The sequence below is a fragment of the Mesorhizobium sp. M8A.F.Ca.ET.218.01.1.1 genome (genome assembly GCF_004791165.1).
GTDB lineage: Bacteria > Pseudomonadota > Alphaproteobacteria > Rhizobiales > Rhizobiaceae > Mesorhizobium.
On sequence record NZ_SRUZ01000002.1, the window covers coordinates 760,120 to 784,440 of the forward strand.

General features: G+C 64.3%; 21 protein-coding genes and 1 pseudogene. 13 read left to right on the plus strand and 9 right to left on the minus strand.

Translation table 11 applies throughout. The features are described from left to right. Positions 1-183: 183 nt before the first annotated feature. A complete protein-coding gene (locus EN861_RS09905) occupies positions 184-4,971 on the minus strand; it encodes an NAD-glutamate dehydrogenase (RefSeq protein ID WP_135863325.1) in 4,788 nt (1,595 codons plus the stop codon). Between the two features lie 137 nt (positions 4,972-5,108). Here EN861_RS09905 and EN861_RS09910 point away from each other — a divergent pair, with 137 nt between their 5' ends. The 3 genes from EN861_RS09910 (at position 5,109) to EN861_RS09920 (ending at position 8,158) form a co-directional block, all read left to right on the plus strand. Beyond that, the gene (locus EN861_RS09910; protein ID WP_127278616.1) at positions 5,109-5,672 is read left to right on the plus strand and encodes a peroxidase-related enzyme; all 564 of its coding nucleotides are present in this window, start codon (positions 5,109-5,111) and stop codon (positions 5,670-5,672) included. A 139-nt stretch (positions 5,673-5,811) separates the two neighbouring features. Then, on the plus strand, positions 5,812-7,632 hold the full coding sequence (locus tag EN861_RS09915; RefSeq protein WP_127278617.1) for an aromatic amino acid ammonia-lyase: 1,821 nt from the start codon (positions 5,812-5,814) through the stop codon (positions 7,630-7,632). Positions 7,633-7,831: 199 nt separating this feature from the next. Continuing rightward, positions 7,832-8,158: a YciI family protein gene (locus tag EN861_RS09920; RefSeq protein WP_127278718.1), complete on the plus strand. Its 327-nt coding sequence runs from the start codon at positions 7,832-7,834 to the stop codon at positions 8,156-8,158. 9 nt (positions 8,159-8,167) lie between these two features. On the opposite strand, the gene EN861_RS09925 is transcribed toward EN861_RS09920, so the two are convergent. Continuing rightward, positions 8,168-8,782, minus strand: coding sequence for a LysE family translocator (locus tag EN861_RS09925; RefSeq protein ID WP_127278719.1), 615 nt, complete (start codon positions 8,780-8,782; stop codon positions 8,168-8,170). A gap of 400 nt (positions 8,783-9,182) precedes the next feature. Here EN861_RS09925 and EN861_RS09930 point away from each other — a divergent pair, with 400 nt between their 5' ends. After that, on the plus strand, positions 9,183-9,809 hold the full coding sequence (locus EN861_RS09930; protein WP_127278720.1) for a DUF1062 domain-containing protein: 627 nt from the start codon (positions 9,183-9,185) through the stop codon (positions 9,807-9,809). A 58-nt stretch (positions 9,810-9,867) separates the two neighbouring features. Here the strand turns inward: EN861_RS09930 and typA are convergent, their stop codons facing one another. Continuing rightward, positions 9,868-11,697, minus strand: a complete 1,830-nt coding sequence (gene typA, locus EN861_RS09935) for a translational GTPase TypA (RefSeq protein WP_027145159.1) — start codon at positions 11,695-11,697, stop codon at positions 9,868-9,870. Between the two features lie 197 nt (positions 11,698-11,894). Between typA and EN861_RS09940 the strand changes: the two genes are divergently transcribed. Further along, complete coding sequence (locus EN861_RS09940) at positions 11,895-12,176, plus strand: hypothetical protein (protein ID WP_245464393.1); 282 nt, start codon at positions 11,895-11,897, stop codon at positions 12,174-12,176. 69 nt (positions 12,177-12,245) lie between these two features. On the opposite strand, the gene EN861_RS09945 is transcribed toward EN861_RS09940, so the two are convergent. Next, positions 12,246-13,529 (minus strand): MFS transporter, encoded by a 1,284-nt coding sequence (locus EN861_RS09945; RefSeq protein ID WP_189343593.1) that lies wholly within the window; start codon positions 13,527-13,529, stop codon positions 12,246-12,248. A gap of 74 nt (positions 13,530-13,603) precedes the next feature. On the opposite strand from EN861_RS09945, the gene EN861_RS09950 reads away from it, so the two are divergent. Continuing rightward, complete coding sequence (locus EN861_RS09950) at positions 13,604-14,221, plus strand: TetR/AcrR family transcriptional regulator (protein ID WP_127278722.1); 618 nt, start codon at positions 13,604-13,606, stop codon at positions 14,219-14,221. Positions 14,222-14,265: 44 nt separating this feature from the next. Continuing rightward, a complete protein-coding gene (locus tag EN861_RS09955) occupies positions 14,266-14,859 on the plus strand; it encodes a hypothetical protein (RefSeq protein ID WP_127278723.1) in 594 nt (197 codons plus the stop codon). Between the two features lie 9 nt (positions 14,860-14,868). Here EN861_RS09955 and ppa read toward each other — a convergent pair whose 3' ends face one another. The 5 genes and pseudogenes from ppa to EN861_RS09985 form a co-directional block, all read right to left on the minus strand. Continuing rightward, positions 14,869-15,402, minus strand: a complete 534-nt coding sequence (gene ppa, locus EN861_RS09960; protein ID WP_127278724.1) for an inorganic diphosphatase — start codon at positions 15,400-15,402, stop codon at positions 14,869-14,871. 189 nt (positions 15,403-15,591) lie between these two features. Then, positions 15,592-16,098: a GNAT family N-acetyltransferase gene (locus tag EN861_RS09965; RefSeq protein ID WP_127278725.1), complete on the minus strand. Its 507-nt coding sequence runs from the start codon at positions 16,096-16,098 to the stop codon at positions 15,592-15,594. Positions 16,099-16,248: 150 nt separating this feature from the next. After that, entirely contained in the window at positions 16,249-16,887 is a 639-nt protein-coding gene (locus EN861_RS09970; RefSeq protein WP_127278726.1) for a TPM domain-containing protein, read from the minus strand. A gap of 9 nt (positions 16,888-16,896) precedes the next feature. Further along, a pseudogene (locus tag EN861_RS09975) lies at positions 16,897-17,694 on the minus strand (YgcG family protein); the annotation flags it as partial. 259 nt (positions 17,695-17,953) lie between these two features. After that, positions 17,954-18,592: a LemA family protein gene (locus tag EN861_RS09985; protein ID WP_127280912.1), complete on the minus strand. Its 639-nt coding sequence runs from the start codon at positions 18,590-18,592 to the stop codon at positions 17,954-17,956. Between the two features lie 164 nt (positions 18,593-18,756). Between EN861_RS09985 and EN861_RS09990 the strand changes: the two genes are divergently transcribed. From EN861_RS09990 to EN861_RS10015, 6 genes are all read left to right on the plus strand, one after another. After that, positions 18,757-19,008 (plus strand): hypothetical protein, encoded by a 252-nt coding sequence (locus tag EN861_RS09990; RefSeq protein ID WP_127280911.1) that lies wholly within the window; start codon positions 18,757-18,759, stop codon positions 19,006-19,008. Positions 19,009-19,021: 13 nt separating this feature from the next. Beyond that, the gene (gene pdxY, locus EN861_RS09995; protein WP_127872893.1) at positions 19,022-19,906 is read left to right on the plus strand and encodes a pyridoxal kinase PdxY; all 885 of its coding nucleotides are present in this window, start codon (positions 19,022-19,024) and stop codon (positions 19,904-19,906) included. Next, positions 19,903-20,691: a DUF429 domain-containing protein gene (locus tag EN861_RS10000; protein WP_127281197.1), complete on the plus strand. Its 789-nt coding sequence runs from the start codon at positions 19,903-19,905 to the stop codon at positions 20,689-20,691. The genes pdxY and EN861_RS10000 overlap by 4 nt, the downstream gene beginning before the upstream one ends. A 207-nt stretch (positions 20,692-20,898) precedes the next feature. After that, positions 20,899-21,543 (plus strand): carbonic anhydrase, encoded by a 645-nt coding sequence (locus tag EN861_RS10005; protein ID WP_127872892.1) that lies wholly within the window; start codon positions 20,899-20,901, stop codon positions 21,541-21,543. Then, the gene (locus EN861_RS10010) at positions 21,540-21,974 is read left to right on the plus strand and encodes a nuclear transport factor 2 family protein (protein ID WP_127872891.1); all 435 of its coding nucleotides are present in this window, start codon (positions 21,540-21,542) and stop codon (positions 21,972-21,974) included. The genes EN861_RS10005 and EN861_RS10010 overlap by 4 nt, the downstream gene beginning before the upstream one ends. A gap of 89 nt (positions 21,975-22,063) precedes the next feature. Beyond that, positions 22,064-24,118 (plus strand): M3 family metallopeptidase, encoded by a 2,055-nt coding sequence (locus EN861_RS10015; protein WP_135863327.1) that lies wholly within the window; start codon positions 22,064-22,066, stop codon positions 24,116-24,118. The last annotated feature ends 203 nt before the right edge of the window (positions 24,119-24,321 follow it).

The following is a 24,321-nucleotide window of genomic DNA, read 5'->3' on the forward strand; positions in this document are numbered from 1 at the left end:
TGCCTTTCGGCATCCTCTCCCCGTATAGAGACGGGGAGAGGGGCGCCGTCACTGCGGATTTCGCCAATCACCAGCGTCCCAAAAGAAGGCGCCGAGGCCGCGGCCAGCCCTTTCTCCCCGTCACTATGCGGGGAGAAATGCCCGGCAGGGCAATGAGGGGCGGCGCCGGCGTTTCGGAGATGCTCACATCCCCGTCAAATCGCTCATCAGCCCCGACGCGACCGACAGCCGCGACACGGTGATGTCGCCGCCTTCGGTCAACGCCTGCAGCCGTTCGCGGATGCGCGCCACCCGCTCGCCGCCCGCTTCGAGCCAGGCCGCCACCGGATCCGCGGCCTTGGCATGGCCGGTGAGCGCGGCCACCGCGATGCCGCGCCGCGCCGCGCCGATCGTGTCGGTGGCGCGGGACAGAGCGAGTTGATCATAATAGTCCGATGGCGTGATCGAGCGCGCCGCATCCTCGACGCGTGGGATGCGGAAGGCATCGCTGACGGCGAAGAACGCCTTGGCGGCCGCGACGATATCGGCACCGGAGGTGCGCGCCGTCAGCGCGATGTCGGGAATGAGCTCCGCCGCCTCGCTCATCGCCAGCTGCTCGGCGAGCTTTTCCGGAGCGCCCGCCTTGAACAGCCCGTGCCGCTTCTCCTCGATCCGCTCGCGCGAAAAAGCCGGCAGCAGCGATACCAGTTTGGGCTCCAGCGCCTTGCGTGCATCCTGTAACTCGGCGATGCGTTGGCCAAGCGATGCCGTGCCGGCATCGTTTTTCAGATACCAGCCGCTGCTCATATAGATAAGCCGGCTCACCATCTGGTAGAGATCGAGCTGCACCTGGCCGTCGATCTGGTTATCGAGCGCGTCGATCTCGCGATAGAGCGCCGGCAGCGCAAAGCCGTCGCGCACCACGGCAAAGGTGCGCACCACGTCGGCGGCGGTGCGCCCCGTCGCTTCCTGCAGCCGGTTGACGAAGGATGGGCCGCCGCGATTGACCAGATCGTTGGCGACGACTCGGGCGATGATCTCGCGGCGCAGCCGGTGGCCATGAATCTCGGAAGCGTATTTCTTCGCCATCCGGTCCGGGAAATAGCCCATCAGGTCGCGGTCGAAATGCGCATCATCCGGCACGTCGCTGGCGACGATGTCGGAAAACAGCACGATCTTGGCATAGGCGAGCAGCACGCCGAGTTCGGCCCGGGTCAGCGGCTCGCCGCGCGCCTCGCGCTCGGCAAGGGCCGCCGGCGACGGCAGCGTCTCGACCACGCGGTCGAGCAGGCCACGCGCCTCCAGCGCGGTCATGAAGCGGCTTTGATGCGCGATGTCGGCGAGGCCGCGCTTGCGGGCGATCGAAAGCGCCAGCGTCTGCTGGTAGTTGTTGGACAGCACCAGGCCGCCGACCTCGTCGGTCATTTCGGCCAGCAGCTTGTTGCGCGCCGGTCGCGTCAATGATCCCTTGCGCATGGCCGACGCCAGCGCGATCTTGATGTTGACCTCGACGTCGGAGCAGTTGACGCCGCCCGAATTGTCGATGGCGTCGGAATTGCAGCGGCCGCCATTCATGCCGAACTCGATGCGTGCCCGCTGCGTGACGCCGAGATTGGCGCCCTCGCCGATCACCTTGGCACGCACGTCGAGCGCCGTGATGCGGATGGCATCATTGGCGCGGTCGCCGACTTCGGCATTGGTTTCGGTTGATGCCCTGAGATAGGTGCCGATGCCGCCGAACCACAGGAGATCGACGGGCGCCTTGAGGATGGCGGTCATGATCTCGACCGGCGTGGCGGTCGTCTTGGCGAGGCCGATCGCGGCCGCCGCGGCAGCCGGCAAGGTGATCGACTTCTGGCTGCGCGAGACGATGACGCCGCCTTCCGACAGCTTGGTCTTGTCATAGTCCTGCCAGCTCGAACGCGGCAACGCGAACATCCGCTCGCGCTCGGCCATCGAGGCAGCCATGTCAGGATCGGGATCGATGAAGATGTCGCGATGGTCGAAGGCTGCGATCAGCCGCGTCTTCGGCGACAACAGCATGCCGTTGCCGAACACGTCGCCCGACATGTCGCCGACACCGACGACGGTGAAGGGCGAGGTCTGGATGTCGCGGTTCATCTCGCGGAAATGCCGCTTGACCGCTTCCCAGGCGCCCTTGGCGGTGATGCCCATCTTCTTGTGGTCGTAGCCGGCCGAACCGCCGCTGGCGAAGGCATCATCGAGCCAGAAGCCATGCTTTTCCGAGATGGCGTTGGCGGTGTCGGAGAAGGTTGCCGTGCCCTTGTCGGCGGCGACGACGAAATAGGGATCGTCCTGGTCGCGGCGCACGACACCGGCCGGCGGAATGACACCGTCCAGCCCGATATTGTCGGTGATCGACAAAAGGCTGGAGACGAAGTTCTTGTAGGCGGAGGTGCCGGCCTCGAAGATGGCGTCGCGTCCGGCGCTCATCGGCAGTTTCTTGGGATAGAAGCCGCCCTTGGCACCGACCGGCACGATGACGGCGTTCTTGACCTGCTGCGCCTTGACCAGGCCGAGCACTTCGGTGCGGTAGTCCTGGGCGCGGTCCGACCAGCGCAGGCCGCCGCGTGCGACCGGGCCGAAGCGCAGATGCAGGCCTTCGACCTCGGAACCGTAGACGAAGATTTCCCGCCATGGCCGCGGCGCCGGCAATCCCTCGACCGCTTGCGACTCGAGCTTGATCGCCAGCGACTGGCCTTTCTCTTTCGTATCGGCAACGAAATGATTGGTGCGCAGCGAGGCTTCGATCAGGTTCAGGTAGCGCCGTATGATCGTGTCGTCGTCGATGTTGGGGACATCTTCGAGCGCATCCTTGATCTTGGCCTTGAGGTGCTTGGCCGCCACCACGCCTTCCGTTTCCGCCGTCGGGCCGAGGCGGGCGATGAACAGGTCATGCAGGCCGCGCGCGATTTCGGGATAGCGGTTGAGGGCGGCGGCGATGAAATCCTGGCTCTGCGGAATGCCGACCTGCTGCAAATAGCGGCCATAGGCCCGCAGGATGGTAATCTCGCCCGACCACAGGCCGGCGGTTTGCGCAAGGCCGTTATAGCCGTCATTGTCGACGTCGCCGCGCCACACCGACAGGAACGCGTCCTCGAACAGCGCGCCGCCGTCGGCGAGGTCTATTCGCGCGCCGTAGCTGTTCTCCAGCTCCATGTCGTGGATGAAGACCATCCCGGAGGCTTGGTCGCCGACTGCGAAAGTCCGCTCGCTGATGACGCGGAAGCCGATGTTCTCCAGCACCGGAACGCGCCGCGACAACGCCACCGGACTGCCATGGTGATAGATTTTCAGCGCCGCCTGCTGCGGTTTCTGCCCGGTATGGCGGTAATAGTCGATGGCGATCGGATTGCTGGCGCTGATCTTGGCGATGCGCCCGGCATCGGCCAGCGCCACCGCCGCGCTGAACGAATCCCGGTAGCTTTCCGGCAGCCGCGCGGCGATGGCTTTCAACGCCGGGTCGCTGCCGTCGGCTTCGGCCGCATCGGCAAGCGCATCTTCCCAGGTGCGCACGATGTCGCGGATCGCCGCCTCGATCGTAGCCTGCTCGACCTTCGGCGTCTTGCCGCCGGACCGGCCGATGATGAAGTGCACACGCGCCAGCCCGCCTTCGGGGAAGGCCGGATAATAGGCCGACAGCCGGCCCTCGAATACGGTTTTCAGATAGGCGCCGATCTTCTCGCGCACGACGCTGTCGTAGCGGTCGCGCGGCACGAAGACGAGGATCGACACGAAACGATCGAACTGGTCGGCACGCACCAGCGCCCGCACGCGCGGCCGCTCGATCAGCCCGAGAATGGCAGCGGCATGCTTGCGCAGGATCGGCACCGGCACCTGGAACAGCTCGTCACGCGGATAGCTTTCCAGCACGTTGATCAGCGCCTTGCCGGAGTGATCGTGGCGGTCGAAACCCGACTTGGCGATAATGGTTTCGGCCTTGGACCTGAGATACGGGATCTTCATCACCGAGCGCGTGTAGGCGGTCGAGGTGAACAGGCCGACGATGCGCAGTTCGCCCGCCAACGTGCCCTTGGCGGTGTAGGTTTTGACGCCGATATAGTCGAGATAGATGCGCCGGTGCACCAAGGACTTGGCATTGGCCTTGGTGACGATCAGCGGCTCCGGTCCGTGCAGGAACGCGCGGATTTCCGGTGTCGTCGTCACTGCCTCGGTGCCGCGCCTCAGCACCAGCACGTCCGGGTCGGTCAGGATGCCGAGGCCGGGTTTTTCGGAGCGCTCCAGATTGCCGCTTTCCTCGCCGCCGATGTACTTGAATTCACGCATGCCGAGGAAGGTGAAATTGTCGTCGCGCAGCCACTCCAGGAAGGCTATGGCCTCGGCGACGCTCTTCTTGTCGAGCGGCACCGCAGAATAGCGGAATTCGGAGATGGCCTGATCGAGCCGGGCGAGCATCGGCCGCCAGTCGTTGACCGCGGCGTGGACCTGGCCAAGCATCTTGCGCAACCGCTCGGTCAAGCCATTTGCCTGTGCTGACGTCAACCGGGGAATGTGCACATGGATCACGCTCAGCCGGTCGTGGCTGCCGTCGTCCTTGGCGAAATTGCCATCGCCGAGGATTTCGTCCACACCCGTTTTGCCATGGCGAACCGTGATCACCGGATGGGTGACCAGGGTCGGTCCCCCTGATGTCTCCGTGACTTCGCCGAGGATGGAATCGAACAGGAACGGCATGTTGTCGTTGACGACCGTGATGACCGTCACCGGGCGGCCTTCGCGAACGACGCCCGAATCGGCTTCGACGGCGACGACGCACTCACCCTTTTTGTGGCCGGCGACCGCCTTGCCGGCGAGATCGGCGGCGCGTTCGAGGTCGGCCACGTCATAGGCGGCGATATCCTCAGCCGGCGCGCGGGCGAGCAGATAGTCGGCAAGCCTGGCCGGTCTGTCCTCCGTCTTCGCCGCCGTTGCCTTCTTCTTCGACTTAGCTGCGGACTTCACGCTGGCCATGACGCTTCTTCCCTCCCGTCGCATGCTTTTGCGACTATGGTAGCAGATGACCGCTGTTTGGCGACAAAGGTTTGACGGCTTGCCAAGAATTATCGGAATTCGGCGGCAGGCCATCGCGTGACGAGGAGAAATGATCCATGACAGGCAAAATCACCGCGCTTGACCTGGCCCCGGCAGAGCCGAGCGAACCGACAAAAGCCTATTTCGCCAAATGCGAGGAGAAGCTCGGCCTCGTCCCCAACGTCCTCAGGGCCTATGCCTTCGACGACAAGAAGCTGCGCGCCTTCACCGACATGTACAATGATTTGATGCTGGGCGAATCCGGCCTGTCGAAACTGGAACGCGAGATGATCGCGGTCGCCGTCTCCTCCATCAACCACTGCTACTATTGCCTGACCGCGCATGGCGCGGCGGTGCGCCAGCTCTCGGGCGACCCCTTGCTTGGCGAGACGATGGTGATGAATTTCCGCGCCGCCGACCTTTCGCCGAAGCAAACGGCGATGCTCGAATTCGCCGTCAAGCTGACCGAAGAACCGGCCAGGATCGTCGAGGCCGACCGCGCGGCGCTGCGCCAGGCAGGCTTCAGCGACCGCGACATCTGGGACATCGCCTCGACCGCGGCCTTCTTCAACATGTCGAACCGCGTCGCGGCGGCAATCGACATGCGGCCCAACGACGAATACCACGCCATGGCGCGATAGGGCCACGCGGGCTGCACCGTCAGTCCTGCTCTCATCAAGCGTTGACAGGCGAATGCAGCCAGTTAGTTTTCCGGGAAACAAAATTTCCGAGGGGTGAAACTTCGTGCCCGAGGCTAACGCTTCGAGAATAGGAGCCCTTATGCTTGAGCGAATTGCCCAACCCCGGATTTTTCTCTGCGCCCTGACCATGACACTGGCGCTCGCCACCCCACCCGCTCATGCCTTCGAGGCAGCGACCACCTATCAGCCCATTTTCGAGACCGCGGCAGCCAAGACAGTAACGTTGACCGGGCATGACCTGACTATCGATCAGGTCATCGACATCGCCCGCAACGGCGCCAAGGTCGAGCTTAGCCCGGAAGCGCTGCAGCGCTCGGCGGATGCCTATGGCCTGCTGCTCGAGGGTGCGGCCGAAGGTATCACGATCTACTGGTTCAACCGTGGCGCCGGCGATCAGCGCGAAACGGTGATCTTCTCCGGCGATCCGACGACGCCGGAAAACAGCAAGCTCCTCAAGGAGCAGCAGCTCGCCCGCTTCAAGGGCGGGGTCAACAGAGGCTACGGGCCGGAACTGCAGGAAGAAGCGCTGGTGCGCGCGATCATGGCGATCCGCGCCAACACCATGTCCTACGAAGCCGCCAGCCCGCAGCTGACGCATATGCTTGTCGACATGCTGAACAAGCGGGTGACGCCGGTGGTGCAATCGCGCGGCACGCTCGGCGAAGGCGACCTCGCGACACTCGGCAATATCGGCGCGACGATGGTCGGCGAGGGCGAGGCCTATTTCAACGGCACACGCATGCCCGCCTCCCAGGCCCTCTCCCAGGCCGGCCTGAAGCCGCTCGAACCCTTCGCCGCCGACCAGGCCGCGCTGATCAGCACCAATGCCTATGCCCAGGCGCAAGCCGTGCTCTTGCTCGAGGACGCGCGAAAACTGCTGGAATGGACCGACCTCAGCTACGCCATGGGGCTCAACGGCATGAACTCCAGCGTGACGCCGATATCGGTGCCGGTGCAATCCATGCGGCCTTACCCGTGGCTGACATGGGACGCGGCGAGGATCATGGACATGATCAAGGGCAGCTATCTCTTCGACGAGGATCCGGCCCGCATCATCCAGGACCCGGAAAGCATGCGCGCCTCCAGCCAGCGCCAGGGCTCGGCCTGGCAGGCCTGGGCGGATCTGCGCCAATCCGTGCTGCTTTCGATCAATTCGTCGGATCACAATCCGGCCATCCTGCCGGGCCTGACGCCGCAGAGCTCGCCGGAGCTGAGCACGCCGCAATTCATGAAATATTACATCAAGGGCGGGCCGCTGAGTAACGGCAAGTCCGGCTATATCTTCTCCAACGCCAACTGGGATCCCTATCCCATGGCCAATCAGGTCGAGGCTTTCACCATCTCGCTGACCAATCTTGGCGTCGCGGTGGCGCAGCGCATCGAGCGCTTCCGCAACCCCTTCTTCACCGTGGTCAAGCCGGCCGATGTGCTGAAGCCCGAAGAGCGCAAGGACATCCCGACCTTCGACGGCTATCTGCCGACCGATCTCTGGCAGGAGCTGGCCGACCTCGGCACCCCGGTGACGCCGAATGGCCAAGCGATCGTCGCCACCGTCGAGGACCTGGAAGCGCAAACCCGCATCAAGACGCAACGCGCCCGTGAGGCGGTCGACGTGTCGTTCCACCTGCTGGCGCAGGACCTGTTGACGGCAAGCTATTGGATGGAAATCCGCAAGGCGCAGAACCCGCAGCGGAAATTCGGCGCGGCGCCAACCGCGGCACTCGAGGCGCTGCGCCAGGTAATCCCCTGGCATCAGGCGGCATCGGAACGGCAAAAGCGGCCGCTCGGCATGGTCGCCTACGATTTCATGCAGGAGAACCCGGCTTCGAAATTCTATTCCGGCGGGCCGCTGGCCCCGAAGAGTGCTTCACTTCCGACGGCCGGCGTTCTGCCCAACTGATGAAGCTTGCCGCAAGGCGGTATTCCAGGAGCCGGCGCGCCACCCTTCAGAATGGCAGGAGGGCGCAAGGCGATCACCTCGCGGCAGCACGAATATCAGCGATTGGGTATTTTCGTTGCCCACTCGTCATTTTGGTCCGATGATCGGCATGCGGCATGACCGCGTGCCGGTTCGATGCCGCTCATCAAGGGAGGAGAACATGGCGAAGTTTCTCTACGTCTATCACGGCTCCGGCAAGATGCCGACGAGCGACTCCGAGCGAAAGGCGATGACCGACGCCTGGACAGACTGGTTCGGAAAACTCGGCTCGGCCGTGGTCGAGCGCGGCAATCCTGTCGGCATGTCGAAGACGGTGCTGCCCGGCGGCAAGGTCGAAAACAATGGCGGCAGCAACCCGACCGGCGGCTACTCGATCATCGAGGCCAGGGATATCGACGAAGCCGCCGAGAAGGCCAAGGGCTGCCCGATGCTGGCCATGCCAAACTGCAACGTCGAGATCGCCCCCATCATCAACATGATGGGCTGACGGGTCGCCTCAAGAGCGCGCCGCGATGGCCGCCGCGGCACCGGCCATCGTCGTGGCGCTGACGCGGTTGGCGATCTTCATGGCGCGCTTGCTCCTGAGCAGTTTGCGCGCCTGCGAGGCGGCGAGCACCCAGGCGAGATCGATGGCGATCAGCACCACCGCCATGGTCGCCGTCAGTTCGACCCAGCCGACGAGACTGACCGAAGCGAGGTCGATGATGGTCGGCAACAGCGCCAGGTAGAACATCATGATCTTGGGATTGCCGAGCGTGACAGCCATGCCGGCGAAGAAAAGCTTCGCCGGCGAGTCTTCACGCGGCATCTCGCCCTCCTTGGCATCGACGGGCGCCGTCCACATCTTCCAGGCGAGGTAGGCGAGATAGGCGACGCCAGCCCATTTCACCGCGACGAAAGCGAGATGGAAGGTCTGCGCCACCACGGCAAGCCCGAACACCGCCAGCGAAAGCCAGATGCCTTCGCCGATCCACATGGCAAGCAGGAACGGGAACACGTCGCGAAAGCCCTTCGAAATGACGCGCGCGACGAGCGCCGCGATCGATGGACCGGGCGAACCGGCGGCCACGAACAAGGCGGCGGCGAAGATCAGGAGCGAGGTGAGGTGCATGGCGAGGGTCTCTGTCTGGCAACCTTTGAAGCCTGACACTAACGCAAGCGATCGAGCCGCGGTAGCGCCGACAAAATGACGCTTGTCCGCGCGGCGTCACGCCGCTAGAAGGGCCGCCGCGAAACAATTTCGAGCTTCACTTTGCCTCAGTAACCGCCGGTCTCGTCAACTCCCCCGACACACCTGCATGGCGCCGCATCAGCAGTGCCTGTTTCATTTTTCATGTGTTCCTCTGGGCGGCGGTTCGAGACCGGTTTGGCACTGCTGAACCGCTGTCGCGCGCTTTTCGCCCAGCGACACCCGACTTCACGATCTCCGCAGCCACCCGCCACGCCGCGCCCGCACGGGCATCTCGACATCGCCGACCGGATGAACTTCCCGACGGGAAGGACTTACCGGCATGTCTTCTATCCTGCGCATCCACTGGACGATCGCGCCTGAAATCGCACCGCGCCCATTGATCAACTGCAATCGCTGCGGCGGCGTGAAAGCCTATCGCTGCAGCGGGAAATTCCGCGTCAACGCCAATGGCAAGCGCATCGACGTCTGGCTGATCTATCGTTGCGCCGACTGCGACAATTCCTGGAATTTCGGCATTTTCGAACGCTGCAACCGCCGTGACATCGAGCCGGCGCTGCTCGCGGCGCTCGAGAGCAACGATCCGGAGTTGGCACGTCGCCATGCCTTCGACATCGTCGCCCTGCGCAACCAGGTTGGGCGTGTCGAGGAATTCCCTGATGCCGCCGTGCGCAAACAGGTGATCGGCGGGATGAAGCAGAGCGCGACGGCGCTGGAACTTCGGCTGGGTTTGGAAGTGCCGATATCGCTGAGGCTCGACCGCTTGCTGGCCAGCGAATTCGGCATCTCGCGATCGCGGCTCCAGGCGCTGGAGGAGCGACGGCTGCTGGTCGTTGATCCCGAGGGGAGCAAAGCCCTTCGCAAGCCAGCCCGCGAGGGGACGACGATCCGCGTCAATCTTGCCAGCGAACCAGATCGGCAGGCCATCATCCTGGCCGCTGGGGGATGAAAAAGGGGTGAGGCACCGATGTGCCTCACCCCTTCCGTCAGTTCCGTAAAATGGAAAATTACGCCGCGCCGACCGCCTTCGACGACTTCTCGAAGCGCTTGCGCTCGTTCGGGTCGAGATAGAGCTTGCGCAGGCGAATAGTCTTCGGCGTCACCTCGACCAGCTCGTCGTCCTGGATCCAGGCCAGCGCGCGCTCCAGCGTCATGCGGATCGGCGGGGTGAGCTTGACCGCTTCATCCTTGCCGGCGGCGCGGATGTTGGTCAGCTTCTTGCCCTTCAGCACGTTCACTTCGAGGTCGTTGTCCCTACTGTGGATGCCGATGATCATGCCCTGATAGACCTTGACGCCCGGATCGATGACCATCGGGCCACGGTCTTCCAGGTTCCACATGGCGTAGGCGACCGACTCGCCCTGCTCGTTGGAGATCAGCACGCCGTTGGTGCGGCCGGGCAATTCGCCCTTGTAGGGCTCGTAGGCATGGAACAGCCGGTTCATCACGGCGGTGCCGCGCGTGTCGGTCAACAATTCCGACTGGTAACCGATCAGGCCGCGCGTCGGCGCGTGGAAGACGATGCGCTGGCGGTTGCCGCCCGAGGGCCGCAGCTCGACCATTTCGGCCTTGCGCTCCGACATCTTCTGCACGACGACGCCGGCATGCTCCTCGTCGACGTCGATGACGACTTCCTCGACCGGCTCCAGCAATTCGCCGTTCTCGCCCTTCTGCATCACGACGCGTGGACGCGAGACGGCGATTTCGAAGCCTTCGCGGCGCATGGTCTCGATCAGCACGGCGAGCTGCAATTCGCCACGTCCGGAGACGAAGAACGAATCCTTGTCGGGCGATTCCTCGATCTTCAGCGCGACATTGCCTTCGGCCTCGCGCAGCAGCCGGTCGCGGATGACGCGGCTGGTCACCTTGTCGCCTTCGGTACCGGCGAGCGGGCTGTCGTTGACGAGGAAGGACATGGTCACGGTCGGCGGGTCGATCGGCTGCGCATGCAGCGCCTCGGTCACCGCCAGGTCGCAGAACGTGTCGGCGACGGTCCCCTTGGACAGGCCGGCAATGGCAACGATGTCACCTGCCTGCGCCTCTTCGATCGGCTGGCGCTCGAGGCCCCGGAAAGCAAGGATCTTCGAAATGCGGCCGGTTTCGATCTGGGTGCCATCATTGTGCAGCACCTTGACCGCCTGGTTCGACTTCAGCGTGCCGCTCTCGATGCGGCCGGTGATGATGCGGCCGAGGAACGGGTTGGCTTCCAGGATGGTGCCGATCATGCGGAACGGGCCGGGATGAACGGTCGGCGCCGGGACATGCTTGATGACGAGGTCGAACAGCGGCGCAAGCTGCTGGTCCTTCGGGCCTTCGGGATTTTCCGACACCCAGCCGTCGCGGCCCGAACCATAGAGGATCGGGAAGTCGAGCTGCTCGTCGGTGGCATCGAGCGCGGCGAACAGGTCGAACACCTCGTTGACCACCTCGACATGGCGGGCGTCGGGACGGTCGATCTTGTTGATGACGACGATCGGCTTCAAACCGACCTTCAGCGCCTTGCCGACGACGAACTTGGTCTGCGGCATCGGCCCTTCGGCGGCGTCGACCAGCACGATGGCCGAATCCACCATCGAGAGGATGCGCTCGACCTCACCGCCGAAATCGGCGTGGCCGGGGGTGTCGACGATGTTGATGCGGGTGTCCTTCCAGTCGACCGAGGTCGCCTTGGCCAGGATGGTGATGCCGCGTTCCTTTTCGAGGTCGTTGGAATCCATGGCGCGCTCGGCGACGCGCTGGTTGTCTCGGAAAGACCCGGATTGCTTCAAAAGCTGGTCGACCAGGGTGGTCTTTCCATGGTCGACGTGCGCGATGATCGCGATATTACGGAGGTTCATGATTCTGGTCTCGGAAGCGTTGCAGGCAGCAGGCCAAAGGCGCTGCCTCTTTCGGTTGCGCGGCTCATACAGGGTTTTTCGCAGTTGCGAAAGGGGAAGCGCGACACCAAATACTCATCAAATCTTAAGCATCTGCGTGTGAAATGATTTTGTTAACCAAGGCGGGAACCTTTGAGGGCCCGGACAGTTCGAACGTCATGACCGATAAACTCAACCGATTTTGGCCGCTGATCGCGTCCGCCGCCTTTGCCGTCCTGCTGGCGGCCAATGCCGCGCAATCAGCCGCGACGCTGAAGGAAGCGCGTGCCGTCCTGCCGGCTGACGCGCCTTCCGCGCAACAGGCCTTTGCCGACGCGCCCGATGGCGTCGACCCGGTGGTGACCGGCCCGGTCAGCGCCGCCTTCAAGCAGAGACAGGCCAGCGCCAATTGTGATGCGGCGGTTTGGCCCAACATTCCGATGGTCTGCTATCCCGACTGAAAGTTCGCGCCGTTCCGCGAAGCTGCCGATCTCCCCCTCGTGGGAAGATCGGCCATTCTGCCTGCCGCCTCAAGCCGGCTGCGGTTCCGGATCGAAAGCCGGCCGGCTGGTGTTGATCAGGAGCGAAATACAGGCGGCGGCGATCGCCGTCATGCCGGCAATCAGGAACGCCAGTTCGTAATTGCCCTGCAGTTCGCGCATCGTACCGCCGAAGGCGGCGGCGGTGGCGGCACCCACCTGGTGACCGGCGACGATCCAGCCGAACACGATCGGCCCGCTACGGTCGCCGAAGGCTTCGTTGGCGAGCCGCAGCGTCGGCGGCACGGTGGCGATCCAGTCGAGACCGTAGAGCACCGCGAAGATGATCAGGCTGGTCGCCGAGAAGCCGGAATAGGGCAGGTAGATGAGCGAGAGACCACGCACCGCGTAGTAGACGCCAAGCAGTTTGCGCGGGTCGTAACGGTCGGTGAGCCATCCTGACAGCGTCGTGCCGATCAGGTCGAAAATGCCCATCATCGACAACAGGCCGGCCGCTTGCATCTCCCCGATGCCCATGTCGCCGCAGAACGCGATCAGATGTGTGCCGACGAGACCGTTGGTGGTGAAGCCACAGACGAAGAAGGTGGCGAACAGGTACCAGAACACCCGCGTGCCGGCGGCCCGGCGCAACGTGTTGAGCGTATGCGCCAGGAAGTTGCCTTGTGACGCGGGCGAAGTCGGCGGCACATCATCCGCCTCTGCGCCATAACGCACCATGCCGATCGAGGCCGGGCGCTCCGGCACCAGCAGCCAGACCAGAGGGATCAACGCCGTGGTCGCGATCGCGACGGCGATGACGACAGGCTGCCAGCCGCCTGCCTGCGCAAGCGAGGCGATCAGCGGCAGGAAAATCAGCATGCCGGTGGCACTGGAGGCCGACATCAGCCCCATGACAAGGCCGCGATTGGTCTTGAACCAGCGGTTGACGATGGTGGCACCCAGCACGCTGGCGACGGCGCCGGATCCGATGCCGGAAAAAACGCCCCAGGTGATGAACAGATGCCAGGGCTTGGTCATCAGCAGGCTGAGCCCGGTCGAAGCCGACATCACCACCAGCGACGCAAGCAGCGTGCGGCGCAGCCCGATGCGTTCCATCAGCGCCGCGGCGAACGGACCGGTCAGCCCATAGAGCAGGATGCCTACGCCTGCGGCCAATGAAATGACGTCGCGCCGCCAGCCGAAGCTGTTTTCCAGCGGCAGCATCATGACGGACGGCGCGGAGCGCAGGCCGGCCGCGATCAGCAGGCAGAGGAAGATGACGCCAACCACGACGAAAGCGTAGCGCTGGCCAAACGGACGGGATTGAGCTATCATGTTACTGACCGGTACGTTGCAAGGTGGGAGTATGTATACGTACCGATCGGTAACATTGTCAATCGAGTCCCATGATGCCAAGCGACAAAAATATTGAACTGACCATCAGCGACGGTCATGCGTCGGCGCCACCCAAGGCCGCCAAGAAGATCCTCGACGTGGCCTATGACCTGTTCTACCGGCGAGGTATCAGGGCGATCGGTGTCGACGAGATCGTCAAGCGCGCCGGCGTCACCAAGCCGAGCCTCTATCGCAGCTTTCCCTCCAAGGACGAACTGGCCGCCTCCTACCTCAGGCAATACGATCTTGAATACTGGGAGCGTTTCGATGAGGCGGTTGCCGCCAATCCCGGGGACCCTCGTGCGCAGATCAAGGCTTTCCTGACCCGCATCGGCAAGCGAACGCAGGTGGCGGACTATCGCGGCTGCGGCATGACCAATGCGGCGGTCGAATATCCCGACCACAGCCATCCGGCCCGCGTCGTCAGCGAGGCCAACAAGCAGGAATTGCGCCGCCGCCTGCGCGCCATGGCGGCTGCGATGGGCGCGCATGATCCTGACACGCTGGGCGACGGGCTGCTGCTGCTCATCGAAGGCGCCTATATCAGCGGCCAGCTGTTCGGCCTCGGCGGACCGGCACAGTCGGTCGCCCGCAACGCCGACCTGCTGATCGAGGCGAGCTTGAAGAAATAGCGATTGGCGATACGCTGGGACGACCGCCAACGGAGATCCCCGCGATGCGCAGCCTGTTGATCCCGCTCATCCTCGCCGGCCTCTGCCAGGCGGCACAAGCCGGCGAGATATCCAGCGCCTACACCGACCTCGACTGGAAGAAGGACTGCGTGACCTATGCGCAGGCCGAGCAGGGCGACGGCGATTGGGCCGACCTCGCCTGCTCCGGCTATCGCGGCTATTCCGTGCTGATCGGATATGACGACGCCCGCGAATCGCTGTTCTACGGTTTTCCGCCCGGCGGCGACATGACGTCCGCCTGGGAAAGTTTTTCGGCCTTCAATTCGTCCGGGGCCAAGGTCGAGTGGCGCATCGAAACCAATGGCGACAAGGCGGTGCCATTCGCGGTCATCCACCGCCGCTCGATCAGCAATCCCGAGGACGAGACCAGGAAGACCGAGGTGCTGCTCGTCGCCAAGGTCGCCCAGATGGACGCCCGTGACGGCTGCACCGTCGGCCTGGTGCTGGCCACCGGCAACCCTACCGCCAACGACCAGGCGCGCAAGATCGCCGACGAGAAGGCGAAAGGCTTCGCCTGCGGCAAGGACAAGCGCGTGGTGATCGGCGACGTGCCGGCTTTCGGCCGGGTTGATAACTGACCGCTCGAGCTACTTGCTCGCCTTTGCCCGTGCAACCGCGTCGATGATCATCCTCTTGGCGTATTTGGAATCGTGCCAGCCTTCGATCTTGACCCATTTGCCGGGCTCGAGATCCTTGTAGTGCTCGAAGAAGTGTTGCACCTGCTGGCGCGTGATGTCGGGCAGCTGCGTGTATTCGGTGATGTTCTCGTAGCGCAGTGTGAGCTTCGGTGACGGCACCGCGATGATCTTCTCGTCCTGGCCGGCATTGTCTTCCATGATCAGCACGCCGATCGGCCGCACATTGATGACGCAGCCCGGCACCAGCGCACGCGTGTTGCAAACCAGCACGTCGATCGGGTCGCCGTCGCCCGACAGCGTGTGCGGCACGAAGCCGTAATTGCCGGGGTAGCGCATCGAGGTGTGCAGGAAGCGGTCGACGAACAGCGTGCCGGCCTCCTTGTCCATCTCGTACTTGATCGGCTCGCCGCCGATCGGCACCTCGATGATGACGTTGACGTCCTCAGGCGGATTCTTTCCAGTGGCTATGGCTTCGATGCGCATGGCTTTTGTCCCTCTCTCGATTGGCAGGAGATAGCGGGCGGCGCAAAATGGTGCAATGCGGCGAATGGTGCTTACATGCATCCGGCGGGACGCGATGGCGTTCGGCGCGTTCAATCATCGGCACAAGATGTTTCAGCGTCGTGATTTACGTGAGCCCGGGACTTCGCCTTCCGCGATCGTGCCCGGCAGTCACTCCCAGACGAAGGCGACCTTCTTCAGCGCCTTCTGCTCGAAAATCTCGACCCCTTCGGCGATGTCGCGTCCGCCGGCACCTGCGTAGAAGGCGAGTGCGTTCTGGTTGTCTTCCAGCGCCCACACCACCATGCCCTTCAGCCCATGGTCGGCAAGCCGCGCCCTGGCCGCTGAAAACAGCCGCCTGCCCAGCCCGATGCCCTGATATTCCGGGCGCAGGTACAATTCGTAGATCTCGCCTTGCTGCTTGAGCTCCTTGGCGCGGTTCTTGCCGATCGTCGCATAGCCGGCAATCGTGCCGCCGATCTCGACGACCAGCACGGTCGCCGCGCGGCGGATGGCATTCGCCCACCAGTCGGTTCCCCGGCGGTTGATCATCGACGTCAGCGTGCGGTGCGGGATGATGCCGCTATAGGCGCCGCGCCAGGCTTCCAGGTGCACCTCGGCAATGGCGCCGGCATCGCGCGGGTCTGCCTTCCGAATATCGATCGTCAGCGTATTCATGATTTGTTAACCATAAACCCGCATCGGCCGATTGCAAGAGTCCGGGGCGGCCCGCCAACCGCTTTCTACATCCGATCCTGACATTGCCGAAATTGGATAAGCCCCGTCCCGAAATGGGCCGGATCGGCAGGGTGGCGTCTGCCGGCAGACTCAGATTTCGACCAGATGGTCGTCCAGTTCGTTGGTATCGCCCGGCGTAACAGGGAAATGCTCGGCCAGCACCGCCCCCACCTGCTCGATCGCCTTGACGAAGCCGTCGGCGAGCCGGTCGTCCCCGGCATGGGCGGTCAGGTCACGCACCACTCCGTCCCAGACTTGTTGGCCGACCTTGGCGTCGATGCCTGAATCGGCCACCACCTCGGCGTAGCGCTCGGCGATCGAGACGAAGATCAGCACGCCGGTGCGCGCCGTGGTGCGGTGAACGTTGCGGGCGAGAAACTGTTTGACCGCATTGGCGTGCGCTGCCTGATAGCGCAGCCGGCGTGGCACCATGTGGATGCGCAGGCCGGGCAGCGTCCACAGCAGGGCCAGCACGCAGGCCAGCGCCAGCAACTCGGCAATGACGAAATGCGGCAGGCGGATGGTGAGCCACCAGGCTTCCAGCCCATAGGCGACGGCAAGGCTGACGATCAGCATGCCGAGGGTCGCCATCAGCGCGGCGGGGGCGAAATAACCGTCGCTGGCATGCGCCACGACGCAATAGATCTCGCCATCGGTTTGCGCTTCGGCGGCACGGATCGCAGCGGCGATGCGCTCATGATCCTGCGGGCTGATCGGTCGTGTTGCCATGATCTTGTCTCACCAGCTTCCTGAAGAACCGCCACCGCCGGACGAGCCGCCGCCGCCCGAAAACCCGCCGCCGCCGCTGCTTGACCCCGAGGACCACCCGCCGCCGGAACTGCCCGAGGACCAGCCGCCGCCCGACGACCCCGTCGTCCAGCCGCTGCTGCCCGTGGATCCGCCCGCTCCCTGGCCATAGCGAAACGTCATCCCCAGCCATCTATACACGCCCGGCGACAGCTTCGTGCCGAACATCGGCGGCAGGAATGCCATTGCCAGGCCACCGAAGAACATCGTCGCCCACAGGATCAGGAACACGGCGACGATCGGGTCCATGGAAGTGCTGCTGTCGGCGGGATTGCGGCGGCCGCGCGCCTCCAGTTCCTCGGGATTGCCTTCCAGCACCATGACCATGTCGTCGACGGCCTTGGAGATGCCGCCGGAGAAATCGCCGGCACGGAACGCCGGCACCATGTCGTTCTCGATGATCAGCCTGGTATGCAGATCGGTCAGCGTGCCTTCCAGCCCATAGCCGACCTCGATGCGCATCTTGCGGTCGTTTGGCGCGACCAGGAGCAGGACGCCGTTGTTCTCCTTGGCCTGGCCGAGCTTCCAGAAACGGAACAGCCGGTTGGCGTAGGGTTCGATCTCCTCGCCGTCGAGGCTGGGGATGGTGGCGACGACGATCTGATCCGAGCCCTTGGTTTCGAAGTCCGCGAGTTTTTGGGTCAGCGCCGCACGTGTGCCGGCATCGATGATGCCGGCATTGTCGACCACGCGGCCGGTGAGCGCCGGCAGATCGGCGGCGAAGGCGCTTAGGGGTAGGAGAAGGAACCCGAGAAGAAACCCAAGAAGAGTGAGGTACGCGCGAGGCGCCCCTCTCTGTCCTGCCGGACATCTCCCCCACGAGGGGGGAGATTGGCGGCTTGACCGCCGGCTCTCCCTTTTAGGCGTTGGAGATTGGCGAAAGCCAACGCGACATGTGATCTCCCCCCTCGTGGGGGAGATGTCCGGCAGGACAGAGGGGGGCGCCACGGAACGCAATGCTTTCAGGCCCCGCGAAACAATGGCCCGTTCACCCGCCCTGCTTCGTGCCGAAGTCGACCTTCGGCGGCTGCATCTTGTCTTCGTCGACGGTGAAGTTGGCGAACGGCTCGTTGCCACGGAACCAGAAGGTCGCCCACAGCACCGACGGGAAGGTCTTCAGCGTCAGATTGTAGTCCCTGACGGCCTGGATGTAGTCGCGCCGCGCCACCGCGATGCGGTTCTCGGTGCCTTCGAGCTGTGCCTGCAGCGCCAGGAAATTCTGGTTGGCCTTGAGGTCGGGATAGGCCTCCGACACCGCGATCAGCCGCGACAGCGCGCTGGTCAGCCCTGCCTGGGCATCCTGGAACTTCTTGAGCGCTTCCGGATCCTTCAGCGTTTCCGGCGTCACCGTGATCTGCGTCGCCTTGGCGCGCGCCTCGACCACCGCGTCGAGCGTGTCCTTTTCATGCGAAGCATAGCCTTTGACCGTCTCGACCAGATTGGGAATGAGATCGGCGCGGCGTTGATACTGATTCAACACCTCGCTCCATGCCGCCCTGGCGTTTTCTTCCGCTGTCGGGATGGTGTTGTAGCCACAGCCAGCAAGCAGCGGCAGCACGATTGCCATCATCAGGAAGGCGGGCAGCGTGCGGAATGTCGATGGTCGAGCAAGGCGCTGGGCAAGCATGATGGGGTTCCCTCGATAGAAGTTGCAGGCGAAGCATTACCACAATCGGCGCGCAAGAAAACGGCCTCGACCTCTGGAACAGGCTCTGCGTGAATCGGGCCCGCGCAAGGCCCTGTGATTGGGTCCGCGAACGCGATAAGGTCCGATCAGAACGGGACATCAACATGGCGCAACGCCAGAACAGCGACAGCGAATCGCGCCGTATCCTCCAGCGCGTCGCGCAGGAGACCGATCCGGCCGGCAACTCTTTCGTGGCACGGACGACGAAAGGCATGCGCGACCACGTCTCCGCGGCCGACGCCGATCGCACGGATCCGATCGAAGTCTGGGGCACGCGCGTTGGCCGGATACTCGGACTGCTTCTGGCGCTGGGCCTGATGGTCTGGCTCGTGCTTTTCCTCACCCGGGGCAGCTAGGAATCAAGAAACAATGAGCGCCGAAAAAGCCGACGCGCCGCGCGCGGTCATCGTCATTTCCAGCCATGTCGCCCGTGGCTCCGTCGGCAACCGCGCCGCCGTCTTCGCGCTGGAGACCTTGGGCTTTCCGGTGTGGGCGGTGCCGACAATCATCCTGCCCTGGCATCCCGGACATGGCCGCGCCACCCGCATCGTGCCGCCGCTCGACCAGTTCAAGGCGCTGATGGCCGATCTGGAGCGCGCGCCGTGGCTGGGTGAAGTCGGCGCCGTGCTCTCCGGTTACCTCGGCGAGGCCGGCCAGGCCGAGGCGGTCGCCTCGCTGGTCGCCGCGGTCAAGGCCAGGACGCCTGACGCCGTCTATATCTGCGATCCGGTGATGGGTGATTCCGGCGGCCTCTATGTGCCCGAGCCCACCGCCGCCGCCATGCGCGACCGCCTGATGCCGATCGCCGACATCGCCACCCCCAACCGCTATGAGCTGGAATGGATGGCCGGCGCGCCGCTACCCGACCTGAAATCGGTGATCTCGGCGGCGCTCCATGCCGGACCGCCGACCATGCTGGTCACCTCGGCACCGTCGATGATTTCAGGCGGCACCGGCAATTTGCTGCTCGACGGCACCCAGGCGCTGCTCGCCGAACACCGCCTGATCGACAAGCCGCCGAATGGGCTGGGCGACCTGACGGCCGCCGTCTACCTGGCGCGCATCCTGTCCGGCCAGCCGGCGATCAAGGCGCTGCAGTCGACCACGGCGGCGGTCTACGAGATCCTGGCGCGCACGGCCAAGCGCGGCGGCGACGAATTGCAGCTCGAAACCGATGCGCAGAGCCTGTCGCACCCGATGGCCATGGTCCAGCTTCGCCACCTGACGCATCCGGGGCGGGACCGCCGGGCGTGACCCCCGAAATCGTGCTCGTCGGCGCCGATGGCTGCAAGGCCGGCTGGATCGCCGTGCTGCACGAACCCGGTTCGACACCTCGTGACGCCAGCCCCGCGCCTTCGGTCGATGTCTTCCCCACCTTCGCCGCCCTGCTGGCGGCGATCCCCGATGACGCGATCGTCGCCGTCGACATGCCGATCGGCTTGCCGGAATTTTCGCAAAAGGGCGGGCGCGGACCGGAAGCGCTGGTGCGGCCGCTGCTCGGCGCGCGCCAGTCCAGCGTCTTCTCGATCCCGTCCCGCGCCGCGCTCTATGCCGACACCTGCGGCTTCACCACGATCGAAGCCTGGTACGCCGCGCATCGCAGCGCAAGCGAGGTGGCCAGGACCACATCCGATCCACCGCGCGGCGTTTCCATCCAGACCTTCGGCATCTTCTCCAAGATCCGTGAAATAGACGCGTTGCTGATCGCGCAGCCCGAACTGCGCGGCCGCGTCTTCGAATCGCATCCGGAAGTCGCCTTCTGCCGCCTGAATGGCGACCAGGCCATGCTGTTGCCGAAGAAGATCAAGGGCAGTGTCAACCCGGCCGGCATGGCGGAGCGCAAGGCACTGCTTTGCCGGCATGGCTATGAAATGGATTTCCTCGACCAGCCGCCGCCACGTGGTGCGGCCGCCGACGATTTCCTCGATGCGGCGGCGATGGCGCTGATCGCCGGCCGCATCGCCAGCGGCAAAGCAAAACCGTTTCCCGACCCGCCGCTCGCTGACGGTTTTGGCATACCGGTCGCCATCTGGGCATGACAATGTCGGCGGGCGTCACGCTTTTGGCGCATGGCATTTATGGCCAGCCCCTACAATTCTGCATTGCTCGTAGCGGGCTTTTGCCGTTAGAGCCTTTCCTCGACCGCAACGTATCGGCCCGAAAGCCGGAATCGGCTTTCGGAAAGCACGATGCGTAAACAAAATAGCAGAGCTGCCGCCTCCAACCCGGAAAGGCCTTAGCCGCCCATGCCTCATCTTCCCGAACACCTCCTCGCCGGCTACCGCAATTTCATGAACGGCCGCTACCTCACCGAGAGCGGCCGCTATCGCGAGCTCGCCCGCGAAGGCCAGGCGCCCGAGACCATGATCGTCGCCTGTTGTGACTCGCGATCCGCGCCCGAGGCGATCTTCGACGCCGGCCCCGGCGAGCTCTTCGTGCTGCGCAATGTCGGCAACCTGGTGCCGCCTTACGAGCCGGACGGCGAGTTCCATTCGACTTCGGCGGCGCTCGAATTCGCGGTGCAGAGTCTCAAGGTCAAGAACATCGTCGTCATGGGCCACGGCCGCTGCGGCGGTATCCGCGCCGCGCTCGACAGCAACGCCGCGCCGCTGTCTCCCGGCGACTTCATCGGCAAGTGGATGAGCCTGATCGCGCCCGCCGCCGAGACGGTGTCGGCCAGCACCTTCATGACGGCGACGGAGCGCCAGACGGCACTCGAGCGCATCTCGATTCGCTATTCCCTCGCCAACCTCAGGACCTTTCCCTGCGTCTCGATCCTCGAGGGCAAGGGGCGGCTGTCGCTGCACGGAGCCTGGTTCGACATTTCGACCGGCGAGCTCTGGGTGATGAACAAGGAAACCGGCGATTTCGAGCGCCCGGTGCTGGAATGACCGGTACGGCGCGGCAGGCGATGAGCGTCCGGCCGGTCGTTTTCGCGGCGGCCGCGCTGCTGATAGCGATCGTTGCCGCTCGCGCCGATGACCGCGCCATCATCAGCCGCTGGTATTCGGCGCTGCTGGTCGCCGATCGCACCGAGCTGTCAGACCTGCTCGCCGACGACGTCCGCATCAAGCTCGACGACCTCGGCGTCGTCCAGAGCAAGCAGGAATTCATCGCTTCGCTCGACGAATGGAAAGGCGCGGTTGCCGGTGCTGCTATCCGGCACCGCATCGAGAAGAGCGAGGGCGGGGTCACCACCGTGATCGCCTGCTACGATTTCCCCGACAATGACATGCTGATGCAGGAAACCTTCGCGGTGAACAACAACCGCATCACCGCCAGCTCGCAAGCCGCGATCGCCGAAAACTGCGAGGGCTACTGAGGCGGATCGGCCAACTGGCATATTGCGGGCCCGCGGGCCACGCCCTACATCGGTGACACCCTCCTTCTGATGCCAGCGAAAGACCCTCCATGCCCTCTCCGAAAGCCGTCGATCTCGCCGCCCATCCGTTGACCGCGTGGCGAGGACCGCTCGGCCTGCCCGATTTTGCCCATATTGGCGACGGTGATTTCTCCCCTGTCTTCGACGCCGCGCTGAAGGCGCATGAGGCCGAGATCGACGCGATCGCCACCAACAAGGATGCGCCGACCATCGACAACACGCTTGCCGCGCTGGAACTGGGCGGCGAGGCGCTCGATCACGTCTCGTCGATCTTCTGGTGCCGTGCCGGCGCCTACACCAACGAGACGATCCAGGCGCTGGAGCGCGACATTTCGCCGAAGATGTCGAGGCACTTCTCGGCGATCTCGATGAACGAAAAATTGTTTGCCCGCATCGACGACCTCTACCAACGCCGCGAGAGCCTGAAGCTCGATCCCGAGACGCTGCGCGTCCTGGAGAAGACCTGGAAAGGCTTCGTCCGTTCCGGCGCCAAGCTCGATGCCGACGGCAAGAAGCGGTTGGCGAAAATCAGCGAGGAGCTGTCGTCGCTCGGCACGACTTTCGGTCAGAACGTGCTTGCCGACGAGCGCGACTGGGCGCTGTTCCTCGACGAGGCCGACCTTGCCGGCCTGCCGAACTTCGTAAAAAGCTCGATGGCCGAGGCCGCCGAGATACGTGGTCAGAAGGGCCGCTACGCCGTCACACTGTCGCGCTCGATCTACGAGCCGTTCACCACCTTCTCCGAGCGCCGCGACCTGCGCGAGATCGTCTTTCGCGCCTTCACCATGCGCGGCCAGAACGGCGGTGCGTCCGACAACACGACCGTGGTGCGCGACATGCTGAAGCTGCGGGCCGAGAAGGCGAAGCTGCTCGGCTATGCCTCCTTCGCCGCGCTCAAGCTCGACGACACCATGGCCAAGACACCGAAGGCGGTGCATGCGCTGCTCGACCCGGTCTGGGAAAAGGCGGTGGAAAGGGCCGCCGCCGACCAGAAAGAACTGGAGCGGCTGGCGGCCGAAGCCGGCAGCAACGAAAAATTCGCCGCCTGGGACTGGCGCTTCTACCAGGAGAAGCTGCGCGCGGAAAAGTTCGCCTTCGATGAGGCCGAACTCAAACCCTACCTGCAGCTCGACCGCGTCATCGACGCCTGCTTCGACGTGGCGACGCGGCTGTTCGGCATCACTTTCGAGGAGAAGAAGGGTATTGCCGCCTGGCACCCGGACGCGCGTGTCTTCGTGGTGAAAAACGCCGACGGGAGCGAGCGCGGCCTGTTCCTGGCCGACTATTTCGCGCGGCCCTCGAAACGCTCCGGCGCCTGGATGAGCGCGCTGAAGTCCGGATATAAGCTCGGTCACGGCGCGAAGCCGGTGATCTACAACGTCATGAACTTCGCCAAGCCGCCCGCGGGCGAGCCGGCCCTGCTGTCGGTCGACGAGGCGAAGACCTTGTTCCACGAATTCGGCCATGCGCTGCATGGCATGCTGACCGACGTCACCTGGCCATCGGTTTCCGGAACTTCGGTCAGCCGCGACTTCGTCGAACTGCCCTCGCAGCTCTACGAGCACTGGTTGACGGTGCCGGCGGTGCTGGAAAAGCACGCGCTTCATGTCAAGACCGGCAAGCCGATGCCCAAGGCGCTGCTCGACAAGATGCTGGCCGCGCGCACTTTCGGCGCCGGCTTCGCCACGGTCGAGTTCACCGCCTCCGCCTTGATCGACATGGCCTACCATGCACGGCCCGACGCGCCGGAACAGCCGCTTCGTTTCGAGGGCGAAACATTGGAAAAGCTCGACATGCCCGACACGATCGCGATGCGCCATCGCACCCCGCATTTCGGCCATGTCTTCTCGGGCGACGGTTACTCGGCCGGCTATTATTCCTACATGTGGTCGGAGGTGCTCGACGCCGATGCCTTCGCCGCCTTCGAGGAGACCGGAGACCCCTTCAACCCGGCGCTTGCCGAGCGGCTGAGGAAGAACATCTACGCCGCCGGCGGCTCGAAGGATCCCGAAGAGCTCTACACGGCGTTTCGCGGCAAGATGCCTTCGGCAGACGCGATGATGGTGAAGCGGGGGTTGGTTTAGACAATCGCCGAGGTCGGCGCTGCCCCTCATCGCCCTGCCGGGCACTTCTCCCCGTATAGCGACGGGGAGAAGGAGGCTGGCCGCAACGTTGGCGCCTTTCTTGTAACGATGGAGATTAGCGAAGCGGTCGATAACAGCTCCCTCTCCCCGTCACTATACGGGGAGAGGATGCCGGCAGGCAGGTGAGGGGCGGCGCAGACGTC